Annotated in this window: 16 protein-coding genes and 3 pseudogenes; 2 read left to right on the top strand and 17 right to left on the bottom strand. The window is 52.3% G+C overall.

Annotated features, from left to right (window positions below):
• Positions 1-227: 227 nt before the first annotated feature.
• The 4 genes from AC1DXW_RS07685 to AC1DXW_RS07700 all read right to left on the bottom strand — a co-directional run bounded on the left by AC1DXW_RS07685 (position 228) and on the right by AC1DXW_RS07700 (position 1787).
• Positions 228-467, bottom strand: a complete 240-nt coding sequence (locus AC1DXW_RS07685; RefSeq protein WP_477759890.1) for a lipopolysaccharide assembly protein LapA domain-containing protein — start codon at positions 465-467, stop codon at positions 228-230.
• Positions 468-494: 27 nt separating this feature from the next.
• Positions 495-791, bottom strand: a complete 297-nt coding sequence (ihfB, locus tag AC1DXW_RS07690; protein ID WP_108215432.1) for an integration host factor subunit beta — start codon at positions 789-791, stop codon at positions 495-497.
• Between the two features lie 130 nt (positions 792-921).
• Complete coding sequence (locus tag AC1DXW_RS07695) at positions 922-1200, bottom strand: hypothetical protein (RefSeq protein WP_477756942.1); 279 nt, start codon at positions 1198-1200, stop codon at positions 922-924.
• 296 nt (positions 1201-1496) lie between these two features.
• Positions 1497-1787, bottom strand: coding sequence for a recombinase family protein (locus AC1DXW_RS07700; RefSeq protein ID WP_477756943.1), 291 nt, complete (start codon positions 1785-1787; stop codon positions 1497-1499).
• A gap of 322 nt (positions 1788-2109) precedes the next feature.
• On the opposite strand from AC1DXW_RS07700, the pseudogene AC1DXW_RS07705 reads away from it, so the two are divergent.
• Both AC1DXW_RS07705 and AC1DXW_RS07710 read left to right on the top strand, forming a co-directional pair.
• Positions 2110-2400: pseudogene (locus tag AC1DXW_RS07705) on the top strand (reverse transcriptase domain-containing protein); the annotation flags it as partial.
• 1308 nt (positions 2401-3708) lie between these two features.
• Positions 3709-5073 carry a hypothetical protein gene (locus AC1DXW_RS07710; protein ID WP_477759891.1) on the top strand — a complete coding sequence of 455 codons (1365 nt, stop codon included), beginning with the start codon at positions 3709-3711 and terminating at the stop codon, positions 5071-5073.
• 199 nt (positions 5074-5272) lie between these two features.
• Here AC1DXW_RS07710 and tnpC read toward each other — a convergent pair.
• From tnpC to AC1DXW_RS07775, 13 genes and pseudogenes are all read right to left on the bottom strand, one after another.
• Positions 5273-5962: pseudogene (gene tnpC / locus AC1DXW_RS07715) on the bottom strand (IS66 family transposase); the annotation flags it as partial.
• The gene (tnpB, locus tag AC1DXW_RS07720) at positions 5922-6104 is read right to left on the bottom strand and encodes an IS66 family insertion sequence element accessory protein TnpB (RefSeq protein ID WP_477759892.1); all 183 of its coding nucleotides are present in this window, start codon (positions 6102-6104) and stop codon (positions 5922-5924) included. The gene tnpB and the pseudogene tnpC, both read right to left, overlap by 41 nt.
• Positions 6105-6353: 249 nt before the next feature.
• Positions 6354-6689, bottom strand: coding sequence for a ComEA family DNA-binding protein (locus AC1DXW_RS07725; RefSeq protein WP_477756448.1), 336 nt, complete (start codon positions 6687-6689; stop codon positions 6354-6356).
• A 113-nt stretch (positions 6690-6802) separates the two neighbouring features.
• A complete protein-coding gene (locus AC1DXW_RS07730) occupies positions 6803-8797 on the bottom strand; it encodes a polysaccharide biosynthesis protein (RefSeq protein WP_477759893.1) in 1995 nt (664 codons plus the stop codon).
• Positions 8798-8898: 101 nt separating this feature from the next.
• A complete protein-coding gene (locus tag AC1DXW_RS07735; protein ID WP_477759894.1) occupies positions 8899-9924 on the bottom strand; it encodes an MraY family glycosyltransferase in 1026 nt (341 codons plus the stop codon).
• A gap of 64 nt (positions 9925-9988) precedes the next feature.
• On the bottom strand, positions 9989-10951 hold the full coding sequence (locus AC1DXW_RS07740; protein ID WP_477756584.1) for a UDP-glucose 4-epimerase family protein: 963 nt from the start codon (positions 10949-10951) through the stop codon (positions 9989-9991).
• Between the two features lie 19 nt (positions 10952-10970).
• Positions 10971-12098, bottom strand: a complete 1128-nt coding sequence (wecB, locus tag AC1DXW_RS07745) for a non-hydrolyzing UDP-N-acetylglucosamine 2-epimerase (protein WP_477756583.1) — start codon at positions 12096-12098, stop codon at positions 10971-10973.
• The gene (locus tag AC1DXW_RS07750) at positions 12091-13101 is read right to left on the bottom strand and encodes a polysaccharide biosynthesis protein (RefSeq protein WP_223456234.1); all 1011 of its coding nucleotides are present in this window, start codon (positions 13099-13101) and stop codon (positions 12091-12093) included. Before AC1DXW_RS07750 ends, wecB begins: the two co-directional genes overlap by 8 nt.
• 33 nt (positions 13102-13134) lie before the next feature.
• Positions 13135-13992 (bottom strand): dTDP-4-dehydrorhamnose reductase family protein, encoded by an 858-nt coding sequence (locus AC1DXW_RS07755; protein ID WP_477756753.1) that lies wholly within the window; start codon positions 13990-13992, stop codon positions 13135-13137.
• Positions 13989-15233, bottom strand: a complete 1245-nt coding sequence (locus tag AC1DXW_RS07760; protein ID WP_477756752.1) for a glycosyltransferase family 4 protein — start codon at positions 15231-15233, stop codon at positions 13989-13991. Before AC1DXW_RS07760 ends, AC1DXW_RS07755 begins: the two co-directional genes overlap by 4 nt.
• Positions 15234-15236: 3 nt before the next feature.
• A complete protein-coding gene (locus AC1DXW_RS07765; protein ID WP_477759895.1) occupies positions 15237-16373 on the bottom strand; it encodes a glycosyltransferase family 4 protein in 1137 nt (378 codons plus the stop codon).
• Between the two features lie 24 nt (positions 16374-16397).
• A pseudogene (locus tag AC1DXW_RS07770) lies at positions 16398-16714 on the bottom strand (asparagine synthase-related protein).
• The gene (locus AC1DXW_RS07775; protein ID WP_477756919.1) at positions 16696-16866 is read right to left on the bottom strand and encodes an asparagine synthase-related protein; all 171 of its coding nucleotides are present in this window, start codon (positions 16864-16866) and stop codon (positions 16696-16698) included. The pseudogene AC1DXW_RS07770 and the gene AC1DXW_RS07775 overlap by 19 nt, the downstream one beginning before the upstream one ends.
• Between the last annotated feature and the right edge of the window lie 301 nt (positions 16867-17167).

Here is a 17167-nt window from a genome sequence, read left to right on the forward strand (position 1 = left end):
ACCGTAGACTGAGCAATACAGACACCCCAACAAATACCACACTAAAGTTATACCCCATCGACAAGCAAGGTAGGCAGACTAGCAGGCGCACTTCTCCTGCATTCTTGAGAAACCGCTCTATCTACCGAACTGAAAAAAGTTGCAGATATAACAAATCGAAAACGATGGATTACCGATACCCGGAAAACATCACTGAACCGTCAACCGAACGCTCATCTCTTTATAATTTACTTGGCTGACGTCCGCGAYACCTTCCTGATCCTCAGCAATAGCCAAAACAATAGAGGCCCCAACACCATCCCTACCAACAGTGAAAGCACTACAATTACCGACACGGGCAATGCAGGCCCTGTCCACCCAAGAAACACCATCGAAATGGTTTGTTGGTTTTCCAGGACGAACACTAAGACCACTAAGATCAATAGCAACAACAAAACCGCAAGCATTACGCGTTTAATATTAGACATCAGTAACAACCCAAACTCCGTTTACTATCACGACACTTCCTCCTCATCCTCATTCACCCGATCACGCAACTCCTTGCCGGGCTTGAAATGCGGAACGAACTTGCCATCGAGGCTGACAGACTGACCGGTTTTCGGATTGCGTCCCACGCGCGGTGCGCGATAGTGCAGCGAGAAACTGCCGAAGCCACGGATCTCGATGCGATCGCCGGTGGCCAGGCATTGGGACATTTGCTCAAGCATGGTCTTGATGGCCAGCTCCACATCCTTTGATGAGAGCAGTCCTTGATGGGTGACAATTCGTTCGATCAACTCCGACTTCGTCATATTTTTCCCTTCTTTTTCAAGCAGCTAGATCAGCGCTTCAAAGGTTTTAGCACGCCCGGACGATTTTGAACAGCCCATTGCATTTACCGCATTCTCTCCCCGCATGAGCGTCCGCGCCCCGGCACCCAGCTCACCTACAGATAACCAACATGGTCCGTGTCAATAAACCCGCAGGATTGAAGCCAAAGAAGTATTCATCTTCATCCTTGGCGTCGTCGGACCTGGCCACAACCTTGTAACCTGCCCCCTTACATTCCCTGTCAGCTCGCTTTTGACACCTCTCCCACCCCGATCCCAGCCCCGAGCAATCGATCTCGACGCCACTGACCCCGCGTACCGCATGGGTCCTTGCATTAGTCATACAACCCGCCAATGTCAGTACGGCAATCACGACAATGAGCCTTTTCATTCACATCCTTATGCCAGACGCCTCGCCTGACCGTCGTTCGCCTTCAGGCATAAGACTAGTTGCAAATAAACGACTGATCCGATTAAAGAAAAAGACAACCTGAAGCGCCTTGAGTTTCTGCAATCCTCCCCGGGAACCAATATCCTGTTCAACCCGAGTGGTAGCACAGGAGCATCAGTAGCTAATGGCTTGTCGCGCAGGCTCTGGTACTGCCCCGCTTGGCGCCATGAAGCTTGCCGCGACGATGGCATGATTGAGGAATACGACCTGTACGCCGCACGCCGATAGTTCTTCCATCAGCAATGCCTGGTGGGCATATTTTCGTGACAGCCGGTCTGGGGGGACAGGACGTAGAGACGATCTACCAAGCCAAGTGCAGCGCGGTCTCTGAGCCGTTCCAATTGTGGGCGAATCAGCGTCGCGCCACTGACGCCAGCGTCGATAAAGCGCATGTCCTCAACGACTTGGGCGCCATCAGCCACGATCCGCTCCATCAGCGCGGCAATCTGGCTTTCAATCGTGCCGCGTTTAGCCTGTTGGTCAGAGGATACCCGGGCATAGAGCGCCACCATCACAGCCTGGCTCATTGCTCACCTCGCTTGGCAGTACGATGCTTTTTCACAGGGGACCGGGATTGCGACAACTCTGAGGAGGTCCGCGTTTCTGTCGGTTTTAGCTGCTCGTAGACCCTCTCGAGCTCTTCACAAGAGAATCGATTTGGCTCAAAAGCCAGACGAATACGCCAGATCCGCGGTTTTCGGCTCATGACTGAATTCTCCCGTCAGTGGGGGCGATGACCTCAATGACGAGAACAATCTCGACGCCGGGGCATCCCGCATACCTCGCAGCAAAACTCTCCATGACAATGCACAGCCCCCATTTTATCCGAGAGTTTGCTCTATTGTTGCCGGCGCTATCTCGCCGTTGTTGTCGAACATCCTGCACCACGAACTCGATCGTGAATTGGAGCGGCGAGGCCATCGTTTCGTGCGCTACGCCGACGATGCGAACATTTATGTGCGTAGGCGTCGTTCCGGTGAGCGAGTGATGGCCGGCGTCGAGCGGTTCTTGAGGCAGCGTCTGAAACTGACGCTGAACCGGGAAAAGAGCCGGGTAGCCGGGTCATGGATGTGTGACTACTTGGGCTACGGGATGAGCTGGCATCAACAGCCAAGGCTGAGTATCGGCTACGTTGAGATCGGTGATGTTCTGGGGCGTGGCCTGGAGTTCGACAATAGCGTCAAGAATCTCGACGGGCTCTTCACAGGCGTGGTGGAGCGTTGCTGGATCAACAGCGGCATCCACGGCACCTACATGGGCGACAGCCTCACGATCCAGCACAACACGATTACCGGTCGCAACTGCGGTATCGAGGTGATCGGCTTGTCTGGCGCTCAGCAGATGGCCATCCATGACAACAACATCACGACCAACGGCGGGGCGCTGGCGTTGATCAACGTCGAACAGCCTCAAATCACGATCAATCAGTTGGAGCACCCTGGTTACTCGTCCCGCTACACGGGCATCTACGATCCGTTCATCTATCTGTCGGGTTGCTTTAAGCCTTACCTGCATCGAAACACTATCAATCCCGACAACCGTTCTGGCGACTATGCAAACAGCGTTTTGCCGTCAAGCACCATAACTACCGATAACGGCACGACCAAGACGGTGCTGAGCGGAAACGATATGAACAAGGCGCGTTTGTATCATGTGAACAGTGGGGTGACAGGCGCGGTGGTGTACCTCGACAAGTATCAGACCTACTACAACGGAGCGGCTTTGGCCTCTTCTGGTACGGTCGTAGCGGAGGCTCTCGCAGGATGAAAATTCAGTACACACAATGGCCGCGCAGCGGGAAGATCAGCGCGAAGCTCGTCTACGCCGACGGTACCCATAAGGTCGGTCCTCCTTGCGATACGGAAAAGGTAGCTCTGGCTGCAGCCAGGAAGGCTGAAGCGGAGAAGTAGCCCAAGCGATCCTATGCCAGGGACGGCTGGTGTGTTGTCGCAGACCAGTCTCAAAGCTGATAGCATGCCGGCCTACTGACTATATGTTCGCCTAAAGGACGACTGGCAATGACTTTGGCCAAGGTAATACGCTGTGCATCGCCGAAACGGATTACGTTGGCGGGGTTGGCCCTGGTTTTGATTTCTTCCTCTGCGCTGGGCTCGTCTTTGGTAGAGTAAGCAGCTGCAGCTTGGAAAACGGCAGATCAGGAAGCGAGAGATTGTAGTATCCCGGATGTGGACCTGATTGATGCGGCCCCAAAATCCGTAAGAGATCAAGAGGGATGCCTAATCAAAGTAGGCTCACGCTCTTGGAGTAAGCAAAACCAGTCCGACATGTCCTGTGCGATAGCTTCTCTGGATATAGTGGGGGTCGACAGGGTATGCGTCGTGGAGCTCACCCGAGCTAAGCGAGACTCGATTGTGGCAAGCGCCAAGTAGATCCCGAGTGCCCGATACACTTGCCGGCTATCGGCTTAGCATTTCAAGGAAATCAGGAATGTATTCATCATTCGTCAATCGTGGCAGTCTCCTGCTTGCCCCTGCTTTAGCGCTGTGTTCATGGATATCTTTGAATCCGTACTTTTTATGGGGCTCCAGTAGGCATATTGCACTTGCCGGACTAACGGCTGGCGTCATTGCGGCGCTCGCGTTCATCGCTGGTGATAGGCCACGTAAAAGTGAAATGATCGGCTTTGCCATGATGGCAATTTTTATAGTCTACATAAGCTTCCTCCCGAAAACGGACGGAAGCTTTACACGTTGGTATTTCGTTCTGCCGACTATGCTAGCGCTCTTCGTATTCGAAGACAGTCGGAGAGCCGAACTTATAAAAGCATTTTCGATTATCTTCGGGTTGAGCTTGCTGCCAGGTGTTTTGGTATCGATTGGCGCCATTCTCGGGCTTCAAATCAGCTTTAATCACAGCCCGCTTCTAAACCCTGTAATGGCCGCAGCGGGGGGTTATTATCTGAATGTGCCCGGTGTGCTATTGCTTGGGAATAACGTGACGTCTCTACCATGGGGCGGAACGCTCTACCGTTTGTGTGCGGTTTATGATGAGCCGGGGATGGTGGGTACCGTTTCAGCATTTCTGCTCGCAGCCCATAGGTTCCGGATCAGGTCAACAGCCACCATCCTACTTTTCGTAGGCGGGTTGCTCTCGTTTTCTTTGGCGTTTGCAGTGCTGACAGTCGCTGGTTTTGCTGCTCGCCTGGTGCTGACCCGATCTGCCAGAACCTTGGCGCCTCTCGCTCTGAGCGTAGTTGCAGGGCTGCTTGCCGCAGGAGTCATCAAGCCAGATTCTTTCCACACAGAAACGAATGCGAAAGGCCCTGGAGTCGAAGTCACTACATCGGCGCCTAGCTTGACAGGACCATTGTCTTCTCCTCCGGAGCTAGTTGCTAGCCTCCCAGAGACGCAGGCATCGGAAGCTTCGGTAGTGAAAAACACCACTGAATTACCGGCCTCAACCTTGCGTCAGACTCAGTACATAAACAATAGATCGCTTCCTGAAATGCAAAAACTGCTCAATGACTATTGGTCTTCAGGTTTGAAGACTCTTATGTTCGGGGTAAGCTCTGACGCTAGCGTAACGTTTGGTGGAGTCTCTCAAGTGGTAACGAGAATATTCACGGACTTTGGGATCATCGGGATGATCCTTTTTGCAGGCTCTATGATTTTGCTTGCTATCGCGCTTCTGCGTAGAGCTGATTTGCCGAAATGGGCATTACTGTTTTTCGCGCTGTTCCTGTTTAGTATATATCAGCGGCCAATTGTCTGGATGCCTTACGCGTTCACGCTGTTCATTTGTTGTCCGGTATTAGCTGGAGTTAACGTGAGGAAACGAATCAGCGTTACTTAAACGTTATGACTTCATAACAGCTTCAATCTCAACATGACCCGCTACGGCGGGTTTATTGATATGGTCAGCCTGACCGAGAAGCCCTGCAGGTTTACGCTTGCAGGGCTTTTCTCGTTTTTGGCGGAGGATCTCTCATGAACACGGTGACACTTCGTAAGCGATCCGTAAACCCCGCCAGCCATCAAGATGGATAGCGCGTTTAACTACGCGATACCGGCGAGCAGTTCCAGGGCAGTAAAGCTTCGTAATCCTCAACCGAAGAGGCCGTCGGCAGGCGCTCAAGTGCGTGGCGCAGCCACGCATAGGGCTCTTGGCCGTTGGCTTTGGCTGTCTCGACCAGGCTGTAAAGTTGAGCACTGGCCGTCGCGCCTTTAGACGTGTCGGTGAACAACCAGTTCTTCCTTCCGATCACGAAGGGCCTGATGGCGCGTTCGGCAGGGTTGTTGTCAATCGGCAAGTAGCCTTCCTCGACATACCACGCAAGTTTGTTCCAGTTGTTGGCCAGATAACTGATGGCTTTGCCCAGGGCGTTCTGAGCTGTGACCTGAGGCTGTGTCTTTTCCATCCAGTTTTTCAACTGAGCCAGCACCGGCAGGCTGTGCGCGTGACGACCGGTTTTACGCTTGCCGTCGTTGCCAGCCTGTAGATCGCGTTCGATGCCATAAAGCTTGTTGATCAGGTTCAGCGCGATGTCGGCACGTCCCGTCTTGCCTTTGGGCTGTACTTTTTGCGCTTCGACGAATTTGCGTCGTGCATGCGCCCAGCAGCCTAAACGCTCAACCCCCTCCTGCGCGCCCAGCGCGTTGTAACCGGCATAATCATCGGTCATCACGTAGCCGCGATAGCCATCAAGCAGACGCGTCGGCACCTCCTGAGCCCGGCTTGTTGAGGAAGACGAAAAGCACAGGGTCGAATACCGCGACCTTGATATCCAGTTCGACCAGCGCGGCCAGGCCATCAATGGATTTTCGAAAGTCCACGGGTTTGGGGTAAAGATAGACTTTTTCGACTTTTGCATCGGGGCGCATCATGGCGGGCTGGCTCTTGAGGGAATCGGGAGCACAGCATCCGGGATCAGCTAAGCGCTTTGAATGTGGGGTTCATGGAGCGCTTACAACGAATTAACCGCTCAGGCCACCAGGAGCGGTTTTTCACCTTGGATATAGCGTATAAGAAAAATGCCCGTATCTTGCCATACGGGCATTTTCTTTAACCGGCCAGCAGATTGCCAGGTTTTTACACAGCCTGCAATGATCGGCTTTTTTCGTTCAATTACACGCTTAGTTCAATTCGATCTTCTCGCGATTTCTGTCCAGAAGCGCTTTACCAATCCCCTTCACTTCCAGCAGTTCATCTACTGACGCAAATGGCCCATTGCTTTCACGATATGCAACAATCGCTTTGGCCTTGGCCTCGCCTATACCCGACAGTTCACGCTGCAGCGTTGCTGAATCGGCACGATTAAGATCGATTTTACCCACTTGCCCCTTGGCGGCCACATCCAGTACCTGAGGTGTCTTGAGCACCTCGGGACTGGTCACTGGAGCAGCGAAAGTAACGACGGGAACACTGGTGAGAAGGGCAAAGACCAGAGAGTAGAAATAGCCTGTACGCATAATTGAAGCTCCATGACGGCGTTTTAGAAGGCAGCTTTTTCCGAAGCTGCTCCTCAAACTTAGGCTATGTAATGGCGCTGTCAAAAATATGTACATTGCAAAATATGAAACAATCAGGGTTCCAGGCGTCGCTGCTGGTAGATCCAGTCGACGATTTCACCATCCGGGGAGTAGCCACTAACGGTGTCGCGCAACAACTGGCGAACACGCGCATAATCGTCTTGATCAACGGCGCGGAGCAATTCGCTCAGCTTGACCTTCAGCACATCCCAGGACAGGTAATCCTCGTTGGCAGTCATGATCATCGGGTGCTGAGTGGCAGCCACGTTGTCACCGATCAATAATTCCTCATAAAGTTTTTCACCCGGACGCAGGCCCGTGAACTCGATAGAGATGTCGCCATGCGGGTTTTTTTCCGAACGGACGCTCAAACCAGATAAATGGATCATCTTCTCGGCGAGCTCAACAATCCTCACAGGCTCCCCCATGTCCAAAACGAAAACATCCCCGCCCTGCCCCATGGAACCCGCTTGAATAACCAGCTGCGCGGCTTCGGGAATGGTCATGAAGTATCGAGTAATCTTGGGGTGAGTGACCGTCAGTGGCCCCCCCGACTTGATCTGTTTGTGAAATAGCGGAATAACCGAACCGGACGATCCCAGAACGTTCCCAAACCGCACCATTGTGAAGCGCGTCTTGTTAACCCGAGAAACGTTGGTCGTGTCACCGAACAATACCGGTGCCATCTCTCGACTGAGCGCCTGCAGCGTCAACTCGGCAAGACGCTTGGTACTGCCCATTACATTGGTAGGCCTCACGGCCTTGTCAGTCGAAATCAATACAAAGTTGGAGACACCGGCCTGAAGTGCCGCCTGTGCTGTATTCAGTGTGCCGATCACATTGTTGAGCAGACCTTCAGCAATATTATGCTCGACCATAGGCACGTGCTTGTAAGCCGCGGCGTGATACACCGTATCCACACGCCAGGATTTCATCACATCCAGAAGTTTTTCCTGATTGCGCACAGACCCAAGAATTGGCAAAAGACGAATCGGCAATGACTCTCGTGCAATTCGCTGTTCCAGTTCGGACAAGATGCTGTAGAGATTGAACTCGCTATGCTCAAACAGCAAAAGTGTCGTGGGTCCGAGTGCCAGGATCTGACGGCAGAGTTCGGAGCCAATGGAGCCTCCAGCACCTGTAACCAGAACGGACTGCCCCTTGATGCAGTGCTCGAGCAAATCCCCCTGAGCCGGAACAGCATCGCGGCCGAGCAGGTCGGCAATGTCTACTTCCTGGATGTCGTCGACCTTGACCCTGCCACTGGCCAGATCCATGAAGCCCGGGACACTTCGAACGTGCAGAGGAAAACCTTCGAGAAAACCAAGAATCTCGCGGCGGCGACCACGGTTGGATGACGGGATGGCCAGGAGAATTTCCTGAGCGCCCGTGTTGTCGATCATTTGTTGGATATGTTTAGGCTTATATACTTGCAGCCCCGAAATAACCCTATCGGCAATACCGCTATCGTCATCGATAAAGGCAACAGGTCGCATGACCCTCCCCATTCGCAAGGCGGTAACGAGTTGATTGCCGGCGGCCCCCGCACCGTAAATCGCGACTTTTGGCAAGCCATCATCCCTGCTCGTAAACGGAACATGCTGAACCGCACTGAACCAATCACCCATAAAATACTGGCGCATGGCGAAGCGCAATCCCCCGATCATGATAAGACTCAACCACCAGTAGTTGAATATGATCGAGCGGGGAACGACGTTCTGATGGTTGCTGTACCAGTACAGCAAGACGCCCAGGATCAGGGACGATAATGTGACGGCCTTGATAATGGCAATGAGCGCATCATTTCCGAAGTACCGCATCACCGCGCGATACATACCAAAGCGGATGAACAGGGGAATTGCCACGACAGGTGCGCTGACAAAAAGCCAAACATGCTGAGTGAGGGGATTGACCATCTCGTCCAGCCCCAGACGTACAACAAACGCCATCCACAAGGCAAACCAGACCAGAAAAATATCAGTCAGAACCAGCAAAATTCGCTTATGTCGTCTTGGCAGACTTAATAAATGCGCCCGAATTTTATCCATAACCCCTCTAAACACCTCTCGAAGCTCCCAGCATTGATACAGCAACTACAGCTTTTGGTATCTCTTGTGGATAAGGCATTGCGTGATAGCCAGAGCAACCATCACGCATTGTTCGCGATTTCCAACTCGCCAGCGTGGAATTTGAATGCCAGCGCCACCAAAGGCACATAGGCAAGAATCAATCCTGTCGCACCATCCAGGTACTGCATGACGACCAATATAGCGACCGGCAATAACCACAACAAATTGACAGCGGCTATTGCGACTGTGACCACACGATGGCTGCGGAATTTCCGTGAAGCGTACTGGTATCCATGGCTGCGATGAGCCTCATAGACCTTGTCACCACGCAACAGGCGTCGCAGCAAGGTAAAAGTGGCGTCAACAATGAATACTCCTAACAGGATAAGCCATGCCCACAAAAACACCGGTGCAGTCCATGCGGCATGCAGGGCCAACACCGCCAGCACTATGCCTAGAAAACCACTCCCGGCATCGCCCATGAAAATACGCGCTGGCGGGAAATTCCAGACAAGGAAACCGAGTACGGCCATTGTCAGCACAAACGGGGCAATGGAGAGACTCACATGACCGCCAATCCAATACACCAGACAAGCGCCGACACAGGTGCAAATCGCTTCGACACTCGCCAGACCATCAATACCATCCATAAAGTTATAGAGATTGAGCATCCAGACTAGAAAAAAAGCCCCGATGACATAACCAAACCATCCCAGACTTATTTCGTAACCGAACACATTGATCGGGGCCATGCCGCCAATCCAGAACAATGCCCAGATGGCACCAGCGAAATGCGCCAGCAGGCGCCACCGGGCAGCAATGTGTCCGTGGTCGTCAAGAAAACCTATGACTGCTATCCACCCACCGGCTCCAAGTAGAGCCAACGCCATGGGCCAGGCCATGTCATCTACCCAGACAAGCGCCGGTAACGCAATCAGAAAACTCAGGACGATGGCCACACCTCCACCACGCGGTGTCGGGACCGAATGTGAACTTCGTGAATTCGGAATATCTATCAAACTGCGTGCCAAGGCATATTTGCGCAATGCACCCGTGGCCAAAAATGAAACACCAACCACAGCAGCCAACAACCAAATTGTGTTCAAAGATCAACTTCCTGAAACAGCCAAAATCAATTTTGCAATTGAACCAGCACTGCCGTTAGCCAGCTTATCGCTGCCTGTCCTTGTAGTAGTTCGCAGCCGACACCAGAGCTTCATCGACGCTAACGGGAGGAGTCCAGCCCAGCAGCTTTCGAGTTTTGCTTATATCGACTTGCAACGACCCGCAAATCCGTTGCGATAAAGCCTGCTTACCTAAAAGCTGCGCTCCTCGCTCAAGCAGCACACTCGGAACAGGCAACAACCGTGCAGGCTTGCCCAGCGCTTGCCCCATGCGCCTCAAGAGCTGCGTAGTGGACAGATCTTCCCCATCACTAACAAGGAAAATCTGATTCGCTGCAGCAGGGTGACGAATACAGGTCACTATTAAATCAACAAGATTGTCGAGCGCGACCAGACTGCGTCGATTATGGATAGCCCCGAATGGCAGCGGCACCCCCTTGTCCAGCCAGCGCATCATGTTCAGGAAATTGGCCCTGACACCCGGGCCATAAACGAGCACAGGACGAATAATCACGACCTCCATCCCTGAATCGATCGCGATTTCGCGTAACCCTCGCTCGGCCTCCATCTTTGATACGCCATAGGGGTCCGCTGGCGCGGGTGGAGCATCGGCAAGATAGGGCTCATTGAGCGGCGTACCTTCACCATTCACCTTGATCGAGCTAATGAACACAAAACGTCGAACCCCTTGACCAGCCGACTGCCGGGCAAGATTCAGTGTGCCTTCGACATTCACCTTGCGAAACGCCACCAGCGGATCGGACTCGGTGTCATTCATCACATGGACACGCGCCGCGCTGTGAATGACGACCTCCACCCGATCCAGCGCCTGCGACCAATCGGCATCACTTTCGAGCCCGGCGGTTTGAACAGTTGTAACGCGCGCCGGACAGTCGGGCAAAGCATGCCCACGAATGGCTGCCACCGGTTCCAGATCTTCAGAAGCCGCTAACCGGCCCAGTACAGCACGGCCTACGAAACCAGTGGCACCTGTCAACAAAACACGCATTTTCAAACCTCGACGCCGCTCAGGGTTTCGACCAGACAGTACGGTTGATGTAGTCGGTGTAACTCAATACGACCCGAACCACCTGCTTGGACACCGGACCCGCCTGGTAATCCCTGACCACGGGGATGACACGCTGATCACGATCATGCTGACTGGTCACCACACGTACAGCATTGAGAACGCCATCCACTTTCAGGCCACTCATAATGAGTGTCCCTTCGTCCATCCCCTCCGGACGCTCATGTGCATTACGGATGGTAATGGCAGGCAAGTTCAGCAGAGAGGCCTCTTCAGTGATGGTGCCACTATCGGACAGGACGCAAAACGCCGACATCTGCAACTTGATGTAGTCAAGCAGACCGAATGGTTTGGAAAAGCGGATCAACGGGTGATCCAACGATTCGCCTATCGCCTCCAGACGTTTGCGGGTGCGGGGGTGAGTGGACACGATGATCGGAAACTTATACTCGTCGGCCAAGGCTCGCAGTGTCTTGAGCAAATCCCGGAGGTTTTCCGGCGTATCGACGTTTTCTTCTCGGTGAGCGCTGATGATGAAGAATTTATCCTGCTCCAGCCCCTCTCGAACCAGCACGTCGGAAGTGAGAATTTTCGGCATGTAATAGTCGAGCACTTCCTCCATATGCGAACCGGTCTTGATGATGGTTTCAGGACGAATCCCTTCAGCGATCAGATAACGCCGGGCATGCTCGGTCAGCACCATATTGATATCGCTCAGGTGATCGAGCACCTTGCGATTCAGTTCCTCGGGAACTCGCTGATCAAAACAGCGATTGCCGGCTTCCATATGGAATACGGGAATCTTGCGGCGCTTTGCGGCAATGACTGCAAGACAGGTATTGGTATCGCCATAGAGTAAAAGCGCGTCCGGCTTTTCAACTTCAAATACTTCATCCGCCTTGGAAATCACCTCGGCGATGGTCTTGGCAGCCGTATCGCCGGCGGCGCCCAGAAAGTGATCGGGCTTTCGAATTTCAAGATCGTCGAAAAAAACCTGATTCAATTCGAAGTCGTAGTTTTGGCCGGAGTGGACCAACACATGGTTGACCTGCTTATCCAGCTCAGCAATGACACGACTCATCTTGATAAGCTCTGGTCGCGTGCCGACCAGCGTCATGACCTTAAGCATCAAGTTTCTCCTGAATGTATTCCAGATTCAAAAGAACTTTCTTCACGCCTTCAACATCGAGACGCTCAGTATTATGCGAGGTGTAATCTTCAAGATCGGAAATCTCCTGCTCACCTTCAACAAAGAATTTCTTGTAGTTCAGGTCGCGATTGTCCGCCGGGATTCGATAGTAACGCCCCATGTCTTCGGCTTTGGCCATTTCTTCACGGGAAATCAGCGACTCGTAGAGTTTTTCGCCATGACGGGTGCCAATGACCTTGACGGTATTGTCACGAGAGAACAGCTCCTTGAGCGCTTGCGCCAGGTCAGCGACTGTCGAGGCAGGTGCTTTCTGAACGAAAATATCGCCTTGCTCGGCATGCTCGAAAGCGTGCAGCACCAGGTCGACAGAGTCCTCCAGCGACATCAGGAAGCGGGTCATGTTCGGATCAGTGACAGTCAGCGGCTCGTCATTTTGCAATTGGTTGATAAACAACGGGATCACTGACCCGCGCGAGGCCATGACATTGCCGTAACGAGTTGCGCAGATCACAGGTCCCGCTGCCGGAATCATCCGCGACCTGGCCACCATCAGTTTTTCAGCCATGGCCTTGGAAATACCCATGGCATTGATTGGATAAACAGCCTTGTCGGTACTTAGCACGACAACGCGCTTAACACCCGAAGCAATCGCCGCATTCAGAACGTTTTCGGTGCCGATGACATTAGTACGCACGGCTTCCATAGGGTAGAACTCGCAGGAAGGCACCTGCTTCAATGCGGCAGCGTGAAAAATGTAATCCACACCGACCATGGCCTGATCAAGGCTATCGCGATCGCGAACATCACCGATATAGAACTTCACCTTGTCGTTCGACAGGGCAATGCGCATATCTTCCTGTTTTTTTTCATCGCGGCTGAATACACGAATTTCTTTTACGTCTGTATCAAGAAAACGCTTCAACACTGTATGACCAAATGACCCTGTGCCGCCCGTGATCATCAAAATTTTATTATCAAACATAACTACCATCCAAGACTTGATTGTATTTAATGATCAACGCGTTGCGCGCATTGATTTGACCAATTCCAACCATGAAGGTGGAACGTAACCGGTCGCGGATTGAAATTTTGATGAGTCCAGCGAACGATTAATAGAAAGATCACTGTCAGCGACGATATCGATTTCCTTTTCATAAACTTCTGCCACCAATTTCAGCAAAGACAATTTATCAATGGGTGCCACCGATACATGATAAAGGCCCTTAAGCTCCGGGTTCGGGATCACATAATCTCGAATGACACGCGCCAGCTCCACGGTAGGGAGCCCCGAAAAAATGGCCTTTTCATAGCCCTTGACCGACCCGTTCTGGGATAGAAACCAATCCACCAGCGAGTACTGGCTTCCCAGTTCGTGACCGATGATTGAAGTCCGGAGAGTGACTGCATTCGGCTGGGCATGAAGCTCGCCAATGTACTTGGACTTGCCGTAGAGATCCTCCGCATCGGAGATATCCTCTTCAGTGTAAAGCCCTTTACGTCCGGAAAACACGCAGTCGGTACTGATGTGAATCAAGCGAGCGCCAGACAGTTCGCACAACTTGGCAATGCGATGCGGCAACATGGCATTGATGGGAAGCGCCGAAAGGGGATCCTTGGCATCGGCCAGCTGCTTGATCAAGCCGACGCAGTTGATGACGACATCCGGTTTGACCCGTGCCAGCACCGAAACCAGCGAGTCCTGGTCCAGCACGTCAACATTGCTGATCAACGAACTGCGAGTTTCGTCTGAAAAGTGTTTTGCGCCACCTGGGTTACGTAAAGTGCCCCACACCTCATAGCATGGGTTTCCATGGAATTGCCTGAACACCGTGCTACCCAGCATCCCGGTGACCCCTAACACTAGTACTTTCATTTTGAGCTACCTTTCAATTCATTGATCCTGGTACAGAGGATTTCGACGAGACGCTGGCTTTGACGCTCCATTTCGAAATGCTCGAGGTAGTACGCCCTGCCCGACTGCCCCAATGACTCCCGTTCATCCGAACTCATGTGGAAAAGTTGCTCAATGCACCTGGCCATACCTTCGGCATCTTGCGCCGGGCTCGTCAGGCCTGCATTGGCCTCTTGAATGACCCGAGCCCCTTCGCCATCCAGCGCGGCGACAATCGGCCTCCCCGCGGCAAGGTAAGCCTGGACTTTACTGGGAATGGTATAGGAGAACGCCTCATCTTGCTTCAACGTCACCAACAATCCCGTGGCACGACTGAAAAAATGTGGCATTTCACCTACCGGATACCGGCCGGCGAGGACAAGGTTGTCCAATGATCGGGATTTTTTCTGGCTTTCGATCCAGCTCAGCATGCTACCGCTGCCGACCAGAACAATTCGGAGATTGGATAGATGACGAAGCCTGTCTGCTACCTCAACCAGGGTTTCGACCGATTGTGCGGTCCCCAGGTTGCCAGCAAAAACGAGACAGAAATGGTTTTCGAGCTCCGCAAGCAGCGATGCAGGAATCCGGGTCTCTTCGGAGCCTGGCGGAGTATCCTGATAACAATTTGGGAAATACACGACCTTGCCGGGATCAGCATAGCGAGCAACCGGTTCCCGGAATGCCCTCGACTGAACGAGTAAAGTGTCAACGCAGGCGTAAATGCCTCTGACCATCCACCCTACCACGCGCAAGAGCGATTTATTCCTGATGAATCCCGTCGCACTCAAACTCTCTGGCCAGAGATCTTGAACCCATACAGCCAGATGACTCTTGAGTTTCCATTTCAAATAGATGGCGGGAATGACCGACGTAATCGGGGAAGGTGCAAACACAAAAATTGCGTCGTAACGTTCGCCTTTTACAGCAGCCGGGTAAAATTTCAGCCCATTTACGATATAAGACAAATAATTCAGTATCAGGTTTTTTGCGCCCGAAGAGCCGCGAGGTCTAAGCGGTGCACGGCATACGCCAACTGTCGTTTCGTAACTTTCTTCCTGGTATCCGGAAGCATGGTAGCCGTCGAACACAACACCATCCGGATAGTTCGGTTTGCCGGTGAGAACTTTTACGACATGCCCTTGAGCAGACAAGCTTTTGACCAGGTCGTTGATAATAAATGATTCCGGCCAAAAATACTGCGACACCACGAGAACTCTCATCTATCAAACACCTGCTTTTCGCAACTTGGCCAACGCCAGCAACTCGGACCACGTTTTTCTTGAGGTTTGTTCCCAATCAAACTTATCACTTTGTGCAACCGCTGCAACGGCCAGCTTTTTCAAGAACTCCGGATTTGTTAATGCTTCTGTCAATACGTCTGCTATGTCTTGGGAGTCAAACGGCGAAAAATACAATGCTGCGTCCGCGCCAGACTCCGGCATGGGCATAACATTGGAGCAAATCATTGGCCGACCTGAAGCGAGCGCTTCAAGAAGTATGTTCGGGCTGTTCTCGCACGACGAGGCAAAGAGATTCAGATACGCGTGGTGATACAGAGGAGGAAGTTCCTGATAAGGAATAGCGCCAAGTAGCAGGACCTGGCCTTCCAGGCCTAGCGTCGAAATCAGAGTCTTTACACGCTCGGCTTCCGGCAGATTTGTTTCCCCGACAAGAATCAGCGGGAACCTTTCACGAAGCTCTTGAGGTAGTTTCCCGTAAGCACTGACCACTTGAAAATCATGCTTGTAAACGTCAAATCTCGACACGTATAAAATGTACTCGCTCCCTGGTAAAAAATCCGGGCGAACAGTACTTTTGCCGTGTGTCCGAAACACAGAACCAATTCCATGAGGGATAGTAACGGCGTTTTTAACCTTGGTCAGCGATTCGATGCCCCCTCGTGCATAATTTGAAATAAATATCGTCAAATCAGCTTCAGTCATGCTCTTGAGCATAATGCGGCTCAACAACCAATTTCTGATCCGTTGCAACCCGAACGGTACACTTTTTCGTACGCGCAAATCAAATGGAATCATCTTCCGAAACATCGTCGCAACCTTGCAACCGGCTGGTGCACGAGTGCCCACTACCCCCCCGGGACAAAACAGCAGGTCAGCCTTTTCAGCCTTCAAGATACCGGGTAACACCCACTTTTCCCACAAGGCTCTGACAAGCGGATTTTCTGTCGGCCAGGCAGGTTCGACGCGACGGATCCTTGGGTGATCTGGCAGCTTGAGTGACGAAGGGGCAAACACGAGGATATCAAGATCCCCGTCGAAGGGTACGAACTGAAAAGGATTAATCAGATATGTCTGACCTCCACCCAAGCGGGCAGAGAGCGCATTGAAAACTATCTTCATGGAAAACCTTTTGCTCAATCTGAATTAGCGACTATTTTTATCAAGCCAGGATTGGAACATCAGAATATTCCACAAATGAAGACTACGATCGTACGTTCMGTTTTGATGCTGGAGCCACGCTGAGCGAATTTTCTGACAATCGAAATAGCCCTCACTCCTGATTCGCTTCTCAGCCAGCAAGTCCTCTGCCCACTCTCTCAGTGGTCCACGCACCATTGCGCCAGTGGAATAGAGAAGCCCGCCTTTGGCCTATCGAAGAACGAGGTAGGTACGTATCTCTTAAGCAGTTCGCGAAGCGGCCACTTCCCGACGCCACTTTTGATCAACTGCTCTGAAGACAAAAAAACGCCAGTTCCGCGACTCGATGATCAAGCAAGGGTGCCCGGGCTTCGAGGCTCGCGCTCATGGCACCACGCTCGATATTTACGAGCAGATCATCCGGCAAGTACTGAGAAACATCCCACCTACGAATTTCTTCGATGTAATCGTCCATCGACTCCCAAGAGACGTCGCCCTGATCTTGACCGTCAACACCCAATACCACATTGTCTGCAGGTTGTCATTGCGACTACATTTACGCCAGAAAACCTTAACAACTAAAGCGCAAACAGCAATGAATTCCCGTCTCAACGAACGCGCGCAGGATACCGCATCATTGCCTCTGCTGAACACCAGAAACAAATTCCAATAAAATCAATGTTCAACTTACCGCCCCTGCTTCTGACCCTCAAGGCATAAGCAGACACAACACCGCCCCCCCCACAATCATTCCGACCAAGAATGAAACAACGCCA

The sequence above is a fragment of the Pseudomonas sp. P4_C4 genome, assembly GCF_056402055.1.

What these genes read in the sequence shown, in the direction of transcription:
- AC1DXW_RS07765 (WP_477759895.1), bottom strand. Translation starts at nt 16,373, where the DNA reads ATGAAGATAGTTTTCAATGCGCTCTCTGCCCGCTTGGGTGGAGGTCAG.
- AC1DXW_RS07775 (WP_477756919.1), bottom strand. Translation starts at nt 16,866, where the DNA reads ATGGACGATTACATCGAAGAAATTCGTAGGTGGGATGTTTCTCAGTAC.
- AC1DXW_RS07700 (WP_477756943.1), bottom strand. Translation starts at nt 1,787, where the DNA reads ATGAGCCAGGCTGTGATGGTGGCGCTCTATGCCCGGGTATCCTCTGAC.
- AC1DXW_RS07710 (WP_477759891.1), top strand. Translation starts at nt 3,709, where the DNA reads ATGTATTCATCATTCGTCAATCGTGGCAGTCTCCTGCTTGCCCCTGCT.
- AC1DXW_RS07725 (WP_477756448.1), bottom strand. Translation starts at nt 6,689, where the DNA reads ATGCGTACAGGCTATTTCTACTCTCTGGTCTTTGCCCTTCTCACCAGT.
- AC1DXW_RS07740 (WP_477756584.1), bottom strand. Translation starts at nt 10,951, where the DNA reads ATGCGTGTTTTGTTGACAGGTGCCACTGGTTTCGTAGGCCGTGCTGTA.
- wecB (WP_477756583.1), bottom strand. Translation starts at nt 12,098, where the DNA reads ATGCTTAAGGTCATGACGCTGGTCGGCACGCGACCAGAGCTTATCAAG.
- tnpB (WP_477759892.1), bottom strand. Translation starts at nt 6,104, where the DNA reads ATGATGCGCCCCGATGCAAAAGTCGAAAAAGTCTATCTTTACCCCAAA.
- AC1DXW_RS07750 (WP_223456234.1), bottom strand. Translation starts at nt 13,101, where the DNA reads ATGTTTGATAATAAAATTTTGATGATCACGGGCGGCACAGGGTCATTT.
- AC1DXW_RS07695 (WP_477756942.1), bottom strand. Translation starts at nt 1,200, where the DNA reads ATGAAAAGGCTCATTGTCGTGATTGCCGTACTGACATTGGCGGGTTGT.
- AC1DXW_RS07755 (WP_477756753.1), bottom strand. Translation starts at nt 13,992, where the DNA reads ATGAAAGTACTAGTGTTAGGGGTCACCGGGATGCTGGGTAGCACGGTG.
- ihfB (WP_108215432.1), bottom strand. Translation starts at nt 791, where the DNA reads ATGACGAAGTCGGAGTTGATCGAACGAATTGTCACCCATCAAGGACTG.
- AC1DXW_RS07730 (WP_477759893.1), bottom strand. Translation starts at nt 8,797, where the DNA reads ATGGATAAAATTCGGGCGCATTTATTAAGTCTGCCAAGACGACATAAG.
- AC1DXW_RS07760 (WP_477756752.1), bottom strand. Translation starts at nt 15,233, where the DNA reads ATGAGAGTTCTCGTGGTGTCGCAGTATTTTTGGCCGGAATCATTTATT.